Source organism: Aquabacterium sp., assembly GCF_041915145.1.
Classification (GTDB): domain Bacteria; phylum Pseudomonadota; class Gammaproteobacteria; order Burkholderiales; family Burkholderiaceae_C; genus Aquabacterium.
The window spans coordinates 1-12,372 of record NZ_JAYSBZ010000080.1 but is presented as its reverse complement, the minus strand read 5'-3'; the positions used below and the strand labels follow the sequence as shown (position 1 = coordinate 12,372).

8 protein-coding genes are annotated in these 12,372 nt (G+C 71.7%); 5 read left to right on the top strand and 3 right to left on the bottom strand.

What is annotated here, in order from left to right:
• On the top strand, positions 1–435 hold a 435-nt coding region (locus tag ACE3SS_RS12975), incomplete at its 5' end, for a hypothetical protein (RefSeq protein WP_374594585.1).
• Between the two features lie 16 nt (positions 436–451).
• Here ACE3SS_RS12975 and ACE3SS_RS12970 read toward each other — a convergent pair.
• Positions 452–1,267, bottom strand: a complete 816-nt coding sequence (locus ACE3SS_RS12970; RefSeq protein WP_374594583.1) for an HDOD domain-containing protein — start codon at positions 1,265–1,267, stop codon at positions 452–454.
• A gap of 257 nt (positions 1,268–1,524) precedes the next feature.
• Here ACE3SS_RS12970 and ACE3SS_RS12965 point away from each other — a divergent pair, with 257 nt between their 5' ends.
• From ACE3SS_RS12965 to ACE3SS_RS12955, 3 genes are read left to right on the top strand one after another with little or no spacing between them, the layout of a single operon-like run.
• Positions 1,525–2,142 carry a Spy/CpxP family protein refolding chaperone gene (locus ACE3SS_RS12965; RefSeq protein ID WP_374594581.1) on the top strand — a complete coding sequence of 206 codons (618 nt, stop codon included), beginning with the start codon at positions 1,525–1,527 and terminating at the stop codon, positions 2,140–2,142.
• A gap of 14 nt (positions 2,143–2,156) precedes the next feature.
• Positions 2,157–2,864 carry a response regulator gene (locus ACE3SS_RS12960; RefSeq protein WP_374594579.1) on the top strand — a complete coding sequence of 236 codons (708 nt, stop codon included), beginning with the start codon at positions 2,157–2,159 and terminating at the stop codon, positions 2,862–2,864.
• A complete protein-coding gene (locus ACE3SS_RS12955; protein WP_374594577.1) occupies positions 2,861–4,402 on the top strand; it encodes an ATP-binding protein in 1,542 nt (513 codons plus the stop codon). The genes ACE3SS_RS12960 and ACE3SS_RS12955 overlap by 4 nt, the downstream gene beginning before the upstream one ends.
• Here the strand turns inward: ACE3SS_RS12955 and rrtA are convergent.
• Entirely contained in the window at positions 4,383–5,030 is a 648-nt protein-coding gene (gene rrtA / locus ACE3SS_RS12950; protein ID WP_374594575.1) for a rhombosortase, read from the bottom strand. The genes ACE3SS_RS12955 and rrtA overlap by 20 nt on opposite strands.
• Complete coding sequence (gene glnE, locus ACE3SS_RS12945) at positions 5,023–7,773, bottom strand: bifunctional [glutamate--ammonia ligase]-adenylyl-L-tyrosine phosphorylase/[glutamate--ammonia-ligase] adenylyltransferase (protein WP_374594573.1); 2,751 nt, start codon at positions 7,771–7,773, stop codon at positions 5,023–5,025. The genes rrtA and glnE overlap by 8 nt, the downstream gene beginning before the upstream one ends.
• A gap of 239 nt (positions 7,774–8,012) precedes the next feature.
• Here glnE and ACE3SS_RS12940 point away from each other — a divergent pair.
• Positions 8,013–12,372, top strand: a 4,360-nt coding sequence (locus tag ACE3SS_RS12940; protein WP_374594571.1) for a YhdP family protein, incomplete at its 3' end; no start/stop codon positions are given.

Genomic DNA, 12,372 nt, shown 5'->3' with positions numbered 1-12,372 from the left:
GTCAGCTCGCGCAACGCCGTGGTGAGCGGTGAATCGAAATGCCAGGACGAGATCGACGCCATCGCGGACATCGCCTCGTTGCGCCCGCACATGCAGACCGAGCTGAAAGGCTCGCGCACGCCGGCCATGCTGAAAGACCGCGCCCGGCCGGACAAGACGCAGCGCGCGGCAATCGCCCGCTTCGATCAGGTGAAGGTGGGCTGCCAGCGTCGCACCATGGTGCAGCTGACGCAGCGCGGCACGCCGCCGGCCACGCGAGAGATCCTGGAAAGCAGCGCCGCCGCAGGGCACGCCTTGCGCCTGCAACTGGCGCGCGGCGAGATCACGTTTGGCGAATTCAATCAGCGCGCCGATGCGCTCGACGCCAACACGCGGACGGCGCTGGAACCCGCGCAGCGGCCTGCCGCTGGCGGCACCACGCCACCTCCGCGTTGAGCGCGGGCCCGCCGCCTCAGGCGTTGGCGACGGCGGCGTCGAGCTTGTCCTTGACCTTGTGCGCCTTCTCGATCAGCAGGGCCTGCGCCATCATGGCCTGCGGCGCCAGCGCGGCCGCCACCTCATCGACCGAGGCGGGGTCGTTCATCAAGGCGTGAGCCAGCCCCGACAGCACGCAGATGCCGCGCTTGGGCGCGTGCGGCGGCAACTGGCGCACCGCCTGCACGTGAACGTGGTGACGCACGCTGGCGATGGCCGCGCCCGACATGCCCCAGGCCTCGCACAAGGCCGCGCCGAGCTGGTCGTGGCTGATGCCGAACGCGTGGTTTTCGAGCTGCACCAGCTCGACGTCGTTGGCGGCTTGACGCAGCAGGCCGCGGTAGACGTCCGGCGCGTGCTTGAACAGCACGGCCTTGCCGCATTCCTCGAACAGGCCGGCGGTATGCGCCGTCCAGGCGTCCATGAACAATTCGTTGGCCAGACGGCCCATGATCAGGCCGCGCAGCGCGGCGCGGTCCCACACCGGCTTGAGCTCGACGGCGTCCGGGAAGACCGAGCGCAAGCCGATTTCGTAGGTGAGCGCCGAGATCTCGCGCAGCCCCAGGTACGAGGTGGCCTGTTGCACGTTCTGCACGCGGCCGCGCAAGCCGTAGTAGGGCGAGCTGACGGCCTTCATCACCGCCGCCGCCAGGGCCATGTCGCGCTCGATGAGCGTGGACACGTCCTGCAGATTGACGTCGTCCTTCGCCAGCAGCGCGCCGAGCTTGGCCAGCGACTCGGGCTGAGCCGGCACATCGATGTTGTCGGGTTTGAGGGTGAGGTCGTTTGCCATGGCGTGCTCCAATCGAGAGGGCCCGACGAGCGATATCCAGTCTGGGCCACTCTGGCAATGCTAAAAACACCGGCCAACCGGCAAACCGTGAAACAACGCACCGTTTTGCGGGCTGCAAACTGCATCATGACGCGGCTTCATGCATCTTTACATGGGGTGCACGGCCGCTTCACCCTGGCTCCGCACGATGACATCACGGAGACAACGCCACGGCGGCGCCTCCAAACCCACATCCGTCACGCCCAAGGAGATCCACCATGAGCACCCCCTCGACCCGCTCGCAAGCCCACCGCGGCGTGCGTCGCTTCGCCCTGACCACCGCCCTCGCCTTGTCCAGCGCCCTGTTCACCCTGGGCGGATTCGGTCTGAGCACCGCCCGCGCCCAGGCTTCGGCGCCCGAGCAGTGCGACATGGTCGGCCACGACGGCGGCCACCACCGCGGCGGCCCGGATGGCGCCGAGCCCGGCCAAGACCGCCACCCCGACCTGCTCGGCCCCTTCGGCCACGGCCGCATGCTCGACCGCATGCTGGACGACGTGAAGGCCACCGACGCGCAGCGCACCCAGATCAGGCAGATCGCCGACGCCTCCCGGCAAGACCTGCAGAAGCTGCACGAAGCCGGCCGCAGCCTGCACGAAAAGACCATGCAGGCCCTGACCGCGCCGAAGGTGGACGAAGCCGCCGTCGAGTCGCTGCGCCAACAGATGCTGGCCCAGCATGACAAGGCCTCGAAGCGCGCCCTGCAGGCCATGCTCGACATCAGCCGCGTGCTGACCCCCGAGCAGCGCGCCACGCTGGCCCAGCGCATGAATCGCACGGGGGGGCGCATGGGTCAGATGGGCTCCGGCGCCAGCGGCCCTCGGGCGGGACACTGACCACGCGCTCGACCATGACCGCTCGCATCCTTCTCATCGACGATGACCTGCGCCTGACGGCCATGGTCAGCGAGTACCTGCGCAACGCGGGCTTCGACATCCAGACCGCGCCCAGCCTGGGCAGCGGGCGCGAATTGCTGGCCCGCGACAGCTTCGACGCGCTGGTGCTCGACCTGATGCTGCCCGATGGCGACGGGCTCGACCTGTGCCGCGAGCTGCGCGCCGAGCCACGCACCCGCGCCTTGTCGCTGTTGATGCTCACCGCGCGGGGCGAACCGATGGACCGCGTGGTGGGCCTGGAGCTGGGCGCCGACGACTACCTGCCCAAGCCCTTCGAGCCGCGCGAGCTGCTGGCGCGCGTCAAGGCCCTGCTGCGCCGCTCGTCGCTGCCCCCCGAGGCGGGCGAGGTGCTGCGCTTCGGCAAGCTCGAGATCGACCTCGACCAGCGTCAGGCGCGCCTGGACGGCGCCGCGTGCGAACTCACCGCCTACCAGTTCGACCTGCTGCGCGTGCTGGCCGCCAGCGCGGGCCGCGTGCTCAGCCGCGACCAGATCATGGACGCGCTCAAGGGCCACCCGCTCGAAGCCTTCGACCGCTCGATCGACGTGCACATCTCGCGCATTCGCGCCGCCATCGAGGACGACCCCAAGACGCCCCGCCGCATCCTCACCGTGCGCGGCGTGGGTTATGTGTTCGCCCGCAAGCAAGACACCGACGAGTGAAAACCCTCTACCTGCGCATCTACGCCACCGTGTTCGCGGTGCTGTTGTTCTTCGCCCTGGTGACCGGCTGGCTGGCGCACCAGCACCTGGAGCGCGAGCACGAACAGATGCGCGGCGTGTGGGCCGAGCGCGCCAACAGCTTTGCCACGCTCATCGGCAACAGCCTGCCCGGCGCCCAGGCGCCGCTGAGCGAGCAGGAGGACGCGCTGCTCGCGTGGTCGCGCCGCCTGCACGTGCCGCTGGCGCTGGACGACGCGCAAGGCCGGCAGATCGCCACCTCGCCCGAGCTCAGCCAGCTCGACACCGCCGCGCGCCAGGCCGAGCTGACCCGCGCGCCCCTGCCGGATGGGCGCGTGCTGTGGGTCGCCCGCCCCAACCTGCTGCGCGACCGCCCGCCCGGAGACTTCCCGGGCCCGCGCCCCGAGCGTGATCGCGGCCGCGACGGACGTTTCGACAACGGCCCGCGAGACTTCGGCGGCCCGCAAGGCCCGCCGCCCGACGCCAACGGCCATGGCCCCGACTTCGACCCTGGCCGCGACCACCACCGTGGCCCGCCCTCGCGCGATCTGGGCCCGCGGCACGACACGCTGCGCTGGCTCAGCGGCCCCTGGGGCATCCTCTTCAACGGCCCCAACCCCGGTCTCAGGCTGCTCGTGACCATGGGCGTGCTGTTCGTGACCGTGGCCGTGGCCGCCCTGCCCTTGGTGCGCAGCCTCACGCGCCGGCTCGAAGCACTCAAGCGCGGCGTCGAGCGCTTCGGCCAGGGCCAGCTCAGCCACCGCGTGCCGGTCGAGGGCCGCGACGAAGTGGCCGCCGTGGCCGCCAGCTTCAACGACGCCGCCCAGCGCATCGAAGACCTCGTGCAATCGCACCGCAGCCTGCTGGCCAATGCCAGCCACGAGTTGCGCTCGCCGCTGGCGCGGCTGAAGATGGCCCTGACCCTGATGGACGGCGCCTCGCCCGAACGCCGCGCCACGCTGCGCGACGAGGTGGAGCACGACATCCGCGAGCTCGACGCCCTGATCGACGAGGTGCTGCTGTCCAGCCGCCTCGACGCCCGCCCCGATCTCGCGCGCGAACCCATCGACGTGATGGCCCTGGCGGTCGAAGAGGCCAGCCGCGTCGAGGCGCAGCTCGACGTGCCGCTCGAAGCCGCCAGCGTCCGCCTCGACGGCGAAGAGCGCCTGGTGCGCCGCGCGCTGCGCAATCTGCTTGAAAACGCGCGCCGCTACGGCGTCGACCCGCAAGGCTCGGCGCAAACCGTCGAGCTGCAGGTGGACGTGATCGGCGCGCAGGGCCGGCAGCCGGCGCAAGTTGTTTTTGCCGTCAGCGACCGCGGCCCGGGCGTGGCGCCCGATCAGCGCGAGCGCATCTTCGAGCCCTTCTACCGCGTGCCCGGCCACGGCGAGCAGGCCGGCGGCGTGGGGTTGGGTCTGGCGCTGGTCAAGCAGATCGCCGAGCGCCACGGCGGCACGGTGCGCTGCGAAGCGCGCCCGGGCGGCGGCAGCCGCTTCGTGCTCAGTCTGCCGTTGGCCTGAACACGCCGCGCAGCAGCCCGCACGCCACGCCGCACGCCACGCCGCACAGCAGCCCGCTCATCACCCCGCTCAAGTGCGCCAACGGCGCCACCGCGATGCCCAACGCCCCCGACGGCCACAACGCCGCCTGCCACGGCGCCTCGCCCGCCACCTTGGCGAGCAAGCCGACCAGCACCGCCGCGCCCAGCACCCGCGAGGCGGGTCGCGCCAGCAGGTGCAGCGCCGCCACGGCCACCCCGGCATGCAGCACGCCCGACAAGCCGCCATACGCCGGCAAACGCGCGTCAGCAAACAAGCCCAGCTGGGTCAAGGGCCAGGCCAGGGCCCAAGCGAGCGCAGCACGCGGCGGCACGCGGGCCGCCAAGCCCAGCAGCGCCACCAGCACGGTGCCCAGCAGATTGCCCAGCAGATGCGGCGCGCTGCCGTGCACCCACGCGGCCGCCCAGCAACGCCAGGGCTGGCTCCAGGCGGTGTCGCGCGTCCAGAGCAGGGCGGCGTGCAGCGCATCGGCCCGGGCGGGGTCGAGCGGCGACCAACCCAGGCTCAAGGCCGGCAAAGCCAACGCCAGTGCGACGGCACACCACGCCGCCGCCGGGTGGGCGCCGGACCGGCTCGGCGACTCAGCCAAAGACGGCCCGCCACAAGGCCAGCACGGCCTGACGATGCGGTGCCAGCTCGCCCAGCTCGGCGAGGTCGAAGCGCGTGGAGGCTTCGTCGAGCCGCGCGCGGTGCTGCGCGGCGCGCAGGGCGCGGTAGGCGTCGGCGGCGGCACGGCCCACGCCGGCGGGCAGCAGGCCGGCGTCTTCGGCGCGGCCCAGCAAGGCGATGTTGCCGACGTCATCGAGCAGCGTCGGGTGGCTGCCGCCGTGGGCGAGCACCAGCCACTGCACGGCGAATTCGGCGTCGATCATGCCGCCCGGGCTGTGCTTGAGATCGAAGCGGTTGGGCGGCACGGCGTTGGCCTGGCGCATGCGATCGCGCATCTCGCTCACCTCCTTGCGCAGCGCCTGCGGGTCGCGCGGCGCGGCCAGCACCTGGCGGCGCACGGCCTCGACGCGCGGCGCCAGCCCCACCTCGCCGGCGCACCAGCGCGAACGGGTGATGGCCTGGTGCTCCCAGGTCCACGCGGTGTTGCTGCCGCGCCCGCTCTGGTAGGCCTCGAAGCTGGCCAGCGAGGTCACCAGCAGACCCGAGTTGCCGTTGGGGCGCAAGGCGGTGTCGATGTCGAACAACTCGCCGGCCGCCGTGCGCAGCGTGAGCCAGGTGATGAGCTTGCGCACGAAGGCGGTGTAGATCTCGGCGGCGTTGTCGTCGGGGTCGTCGTAGACGAAGACCACGTCGAGATCGCTGCCGTAGCCCAGCTCCTTGCCGCCGAGCTTGCCGTAGGCGATCACAGCCAGGCTCGGCGCCTCGCGGTGGCGCTTCTTGAGCAGCGGCCACGACCAGCGGATGGCGCAGTCGAGCGTGGCGTCGGCCAGCGCCGAGAGATCGTCGGCCACCTCCTCGACCTCGAGCTCGCCCTCGACGTCGCGCACCAGGGTGCGGAACACCTCGGCGTGGTGGGCGCGGCGCAGCACGTCGAGCAGCTCGTCTTCGCCGGCCTCGCCGGAGCGGCCCAGCGCGTGGTGCCGCGCTTCGAGGTCGGACAAGTAGGCCGCGCGCCGGAACCGCCCGTGCAGCAGGCGCTCATCGGCCAGCTCGTCGATCACGCCGGGGTGCTGCATCAGGTAGCGCATCGGCCAGCGCGCCAGCCCCAGCAGCCGCAGCAGGCGGCGCAGCACGGTGGGCCGCTCGGCCAGCAGCGCGAGGTAGCTCTCGCGGCGCAGCAGGGGTTCGAGCCAATCGATGAAGCGCAGCGTGGCCTTCTCGGCCAGCGTGGCGTCGTCGGTCGGCCACAGACCCGGCTCGGCGGCCAGCTGCGCCGCTCGCGCAATGAGCGCGGCCAGCCGGGCGCGGGCTTCGTCGCGCAGCATCTGAACGCGAGGCTGCCCGGTCAACGCCCGCACGCGCGTGGCGATCTCGGCGGGCAGCCGGCTCAGGAAGGCATCGCTGTCGATGAGCATCGGCTCGCTGCCGCACTGCTTGCAGCCGCCCTTGCCGCGATCGTGCAACAGCACGTCGAATTCGTTGGCGACGAATTCGCGGTGGGCGCAGAGCTGGTCGAGAAACTCGCAGGCCTCGCGGTTGCACGGCGCCGCGCCCATCGACGCGGCGATCCAGGCCAGGTCGGCGTCGTCGGTGGGCAGCATGTGCGTCTGCTGATCGTCGAGATACTGGATGCGATGCTCGATGCGGCGCAAGAACTCGTAGGCCGCCGCCAGCCGTTGCGCGGTCTCTTCAGACATCAAGCCGTGCGCCACGAGGCGCTGCAGCGCCAGCAGCGTCGAGCGGGTGCGGATCTCGGGGAACTGCCCGCCGCGCACCACCTGCAGCAGCTGCACGGTGAATTCGATCTCGCGGATGCCGCCGCGCGAGAGCTTGACGTCATTGGCGCGCTGCGGCCGGCCGGCGGCGCGGCGGTTGGCCTCGTCGCGGATGCGCTGGTGCAGCGAGCGCAGACCCTCGAACACGCCGTAGTCGAGATAGCGGCGGAAGACGAACGGCCGCACCACGTCGCGCACGGCCAGCATGCGCTCGTTGGCCACGCCCACGCGCGGCGCCACGATGCGGCTCTTGAGCCAGGCAAAGCGCTCCCACTCGCGTCCTTGCACCAAGAAATATTCTTCGAGCATGGCCAAACTGACCACCGACGGGCCCGAGTTGCCGTTGGGCCGCAGGGCCAGATCGACGCGGAAGACGAAGCCGTCTTCGGTGGTGTCGCCGATCAGCGTCGAGAGGCCGCGCGCCACGTGCGAGAAGTATTCGTGCACGGTGATGACGCCCGAGCCGTCGGGCCGACCGGTGGTCTGGCCGTCTTCTTCGTAGACGTAGATCAGGTCGATGTCGGACGACACGTTGAGCTCGCGCCCGCCCAGCTTGCCCATGCCCAGCACCCACATCAGGATGCGCTCGCCCCGCTCGTCGAGCGGCGCGCCGAAGCGGGTGTCGAGCTCGGCCTGGGTGGCGGCGAGGGCGCGCTCGAGCGTCACCTCGGCCAGCTCGGTCATCGCGGTGGTCACCACCGCCAGCGGCGCGCCTTGCTCGACGTCGAGCACCACCAGGCGCTCCATCACGAGCTGCCGCGCCACGCGCAGCGCGCTGGCCATGTCGCGACCGCCCTGCAGCAGCCGGTCGATCAGGGCTTCCTGGTGCTGGCGCAGCGGCGGCCCGGGCTCGAGCCAGCTGAGCTCGGTTTCGTAGCGGCGGCGAACCCGTTTGACAAAGCGGGAATGTTCGGCAAGTGCGGCGGGAGTCAGTGGCAAAGAACCCATGGACGACGTCAGCTAGGCGAGTGGAGGTGTGTTACGGTCAACGCTGCCCGTGGCCGGAACGGGCGACAATGCGGGCGCGGCAGGCTGCGGGTTCATTTCGGGCCTGGTCAGGCGCCCGTTCGCTCGACCGGCCCGTCGGCGCAAAGCCTGCGTTCATGCGCGTTCTCAAGTTCGTGTCCTTCCAACTGCCCGGCTCGGCTGACCTGCTGACCTGAGCTTTCGTCCTTGTTTGTCCAACCTTGAGTCCGACCGCTCCGCCCGGCGCCCCGCCCCCCTCGCAAACCCCGCGGCCTGACGGCCTGCACGAGCCCAGCTGGAGCCACCGGCTGCGCCGCCGCGTCCGCACCGGCCTGCGGCGCTTCGTGGCCCTGCACTGGTTTGCCGCGCGCCTGCTGGTCGCGTTGCTCGGCCTGGCCGCCGTGATGTCGATGACGGCGTGGCTCGCCCTGCAATTCTTCATTGTGCCGCGTATCGACGAGTGGCGCGGCACGGTGGAGCGGCAGGCCACGCGGGCCTTGGGGGTGCAGGTGCGGATCGGGCAAATCGCCGCCCAGCGCGACGGCCTGCTGCCCAAGGTCGTGCTGCGCAACGTGCGGCTCATCGACGAGCAGGGCCGCGACGCGCTGAGCCTGCCGCGGGTGGACGTCCGGCTGTCGGGTTGGGCGCTGTCGCCCACTTCGTTGGTGCGCCTGCAACTGCCGCTGCGCTACCTCGACATCCACGGCCCGCAGCTCGAAGTGCGGCGCGACGCGCGGGGCCAGCTGTTCGTGGCGGGACTGCCCGTGTCCGGCCATGGGGACGGCAGCACCTCGGGCGGCGCCGACTGGCTCTTCAGCCAGAGCCGCGTGCGTGTCATCGACGGTCAGGTGCGCTGGATCGACGAGCAGCGCGCGGCCCCGCCGCTCGACCTGCAGGCCGTCAACCTCGCGCTGCGCAACGGCCCCAGCCTCGCGGGGCGGCGTCACGAGCTCGAATTCACGGCCACGCCGCCCGCCGAATGGGGGCAGTCGATCACCCTGAAGGCCGATTTCGCCCAGCCGCTGGTCGACACCCGCCTGTTCGACCCCAAAGTCACCAGCCCCACGCTGACCCGCCCCGGCGACTGGCGCACCTGGCACGGCAGCATCGAGCTCGACTTGCCGCGCGCCGACGTGCAGACGCTGCGCCGCCACCTCGACCTGCCGTTCGAGCTGAGCAGCGGTGCCGGCTCGGTGCAAGCCAGCGTGGAGTGGGCCGACAACCAGCTGCGCGGCGCCGCCGCCACCGTGCACCTGCGCAACGTGCGACTGCGCCTGGCCGCCCACCTCGAAGCGCTGGCCCTGACCCGCCTCGACGGTCGCGTGGCCGCCCACTTCGACGACGAGCGCGCCAGCGTGCAGGCCGACAACCTGAGCTTCGCCACCGACGAAGGCTGGGCCTGGCCGCAAGGCGACTTCTCGCTGGCCTGGCGCACGCCCGCCGTCGGCGCGGCCGAACGCGCGGCCAGCCGGGTGCCCGGCCTGCGCCTGGACGCCATCACAGGCGGCGAGCTGCAAGTGCGCCAGCTCGACCTCGCCGCGCTCAACCGCCTGGCCGACCGCATGCCGATCAGCGACGCGCTGCGCCAGCAGCTGCACGAATTCGACCCGCGCGGCCAGATCGAAACCCTGAGCTGGCAGTGGGACAACGCCGCCGGCGGCCCGCGCCGCTACACCGCCCGGGGCCGGGTGCGCGGCCTCACCCTGGCGGCCCGCCCGGTGCCCAACGAGCCCACCGCCACCGGCCGCCCCGGCATCGACCGCCTCGACGCCAGCTTCAACGCCAGCGAGCGCGGCGGCCAGGCCGACGTGAGCGTGCGCAACGGCTCGCTGACGCTGCCCGGCGTGTTCGACGAGCCCGTGCTCGCGCTGCGCGAATTCGACGCGCGTCTCAGCTGGACGATCACCCCCGCTAAGCAAGCCGGCCTGCCGCCCCGCATCGAAGTGCGCGCCGACCGCACCCGCGTGGTCAACGACGACGTGCAAGGCACGCTCGAAGCCACCTGGGCCACCGGCGACCCGACCCGCCACAACGGCCCAGCCACCGGTGCCTGGCTGCCCGGCACGCTGCAGCTCGACGCCACCATCAGCCAAGGCCGCGCGACCAGCGTGGCGCGCTACCTGCCCACCACCATCCCGCACGAAACCCGCGCCTACCTGCAAGACGCCATCCAGGCTGGCGAATTGAGCGACGTGCGCTTCAAGATCAACGGCGACCTGTGGGACGTGCCCTTCCGCAAGGGCATGCCGGGCGAGTTCGTGATCCGCGGCAACGTGCGCAACGCCCAGCTCGACTACGTGCCGGCGCGCCTGTTGCATGCCGATTCGGGTCGCCCCGCCCCCGGCTGGCCGGCCTTCACGCAGCTCGAAGGCGAGCTGGTGTTCGACCGCGACGCCATGCTGATCCACCGCGCCCGGGCACGGCTCGGCTCGGTGGGCAGCGGCCGGTTCGAGATCAACAACGTCGAAGGCCATATCGACCACCTGGGCCACGACGCCACGCTGGTGATCGACGGCCTGGGCAAAGGCCCGCTACCCGACGCCCTGCGCCTGGTGCAGACCACGCCGCTCAACGGCTGGACGGGCCATGCTCTCGGCGAAGCCAGCGGCGACGGCCCCATCGACCTCAGCCTCGGCCTGACACTGCGCCTGACCCGCATCGCCGACTCCACCGTGCGCGGCAGTGTCAAGCTGCCCGGCGTGAGCCTGCGCCTGATCCCCGAAGCGCCAACCATGAGCAACCTGCGCGGCAAGGTCGACTTCACCGAGCGCGGCGTGACCCTGCAAACCACCGCCGGCCTGCTCGGCGGCAACGCCACGTTCGACGGCGGCAGCCAGAAGGACGGCAGCCTGCGCTTCGTGGGCACCACCAGTGCCACCGCCGACGGCCTGCGCCGCTACACCAGCCAGCTCGCCGCCGTGCAGGGCGACAGTGGCAACGGCGGCACCCCGCTGGAGCGCCTGGCCACGAGGCTGGCGGGCCAGACCAACGCGCGCCTGGCCCTCAACATCGTGCACGGTCAAACCGAGTGGCAGCTCACCAGCAACCTGGCCGGTCTGGGGCTGGACCTGCCCGCGCCGTTCAACAAGACCGCCGACGCCTCGCTACCGCTGCGGGTACAGCTCAGCCCGGTAGCCAACGCGGGGCGCGATGGGGCACGCGACCCCCAGCGAGATGCCCAGCGCGACGTGCTGCGCCTCGAAGTCGGCAACCTCCTGCAAGCTCAGTACCTGCGCGACATCAGCGGCGCCACGGCGCGCGTGCTGCGCGGCGGCATCGGCGTACTACAGGCGGCGCGTCTGCCTGCCACGGCAGGCGTCGATGCCCAGATCACCCTGCCCCAGTTTGACGCCGACGCCTGGCTGGCCGTGCTCAGGCCCGCCGAGGTCAACCGCGAAGGGCTGCGCGCCCCGGCCAGCGGCAACGCGACCACCGGCAACGCCGCCAACGACAACCGCTACCTGCCCGACAGCCTGACGCTGCGCACCCGCGAACTCAAGCTCGACGACCGACGCTTCAGCGGCGTCACCCTCAACCTCACCCGCCCCGGCACCACGGCGGGCGGCGGCGGCGCGTGGCGAGCCCAGGTGGATGCCGACCAGGTGCGCGGCCAGATCGAGCTGCGCCCCAACACGCGCGCCGGCAGCCGGCTCGACGACGGCACCTGGCGCGTGCAGGCCCGCCTGGCCCGCCTGACCGTGCCCGCCAGCACCCCGATCACGCCCGCCGTGAGCGCGCTCGCCAACCCGGCCGCGCCGGCTACCAGCACCCCCACGGTGCCGGCGCTGGACATCGTCATCGACGACCTCGATTGGCGCGGCATGAAGCTCGGCCACGTCGAGATCGAGGCCGACTACCGCAGCGGCAGCGGCAATGCCTCCGACAGCACCGGCGCGCGCTTCTGGCGCCTGAGCAAGTTCAACATCAGCAACCCCGACGCCAAGCTCACCGCCACCGGCCAATGGGGCACGAGCGCGGCCGACGTGCTGGCCACCCCGACCGCCGGGGCGGCGCCGTCGCGCTCGTCGTTCGACTTCAAGCTCGACCTCGTCAACGCCGGCAACACGCTCACGCGCCTGGGCCTGGCGCAGACCCTGCGCAACGGCAAGGGGCAGCTCACCGGGCAACTCGGCTGGGCCGGCTCGCCGCTGTCGCCCGCCAAGGGCAGCCTCGACGGCCAGATGCACATCAACCTCGAAGCCGGCCAGTTCTTGCGCGCCGAACCCGGCATCGCCAAGCTGCTGGGCGTGCTGACGCTGCAGTCGCTGCCGCGCCGCTTCCTGCTCGACTTCCGCGACGTGTTCGCCGAAGGCTTCGCGTTCGACCGCGTGGACGGCGACGTGACCCTGACACGCGGCGTGGCCACCACCCGCAACCTGCGCACGAAGGGCGTGCAGGCACTGGTGCTGATGGAAGGCCAGGCCGACCTGCAGCACGAGACGCAGGACCTGCATGTCTGGATCGTGCCCGAGATCAACGCCGGCGCGGCCTCGCTGGCCTACGCGGCCATCAACCCGGTGGTGGGCCTGGGCACCTTCGTGGCGCAATACCTGCTGCGCAAGCCGCTGGCCGAGGCCGGCA

What these genes read in the sequence shown, in the direction of transcription:
- ACE3SS_RS12970 (WP_374594583.1), bottom strand. Translation starts at nt 1,267, where the DNA reads ATGGCAAACGACCTCACCCTCAAACCCGACAACATCGATGTGCCGGCT.
- ACE3SS_RS12965 (WP_374594581.1), top strand. Translation starts at nt 1,525, where the DNA reads ATGAGCACCCCCTCGACCCGCTCGCAAGCCCACCGCGGCGTGCGTCGC.
- ACE3SS_RS12960 (WP_374594579.1), top strand. Translation starts at nt 2,157, where the DNA reads ATGACCGCTCGCATCCTTCTCATCGACGATGACCTGCGCCTGACGGCC.
- glnE (WP_374594573.1), bottom strand. Translation starts at nt 7,773, where the DNA reads ATGGGTTCTTTGCCACTGACTCCCGCCGCACTTGCCGAACATTCCCGC.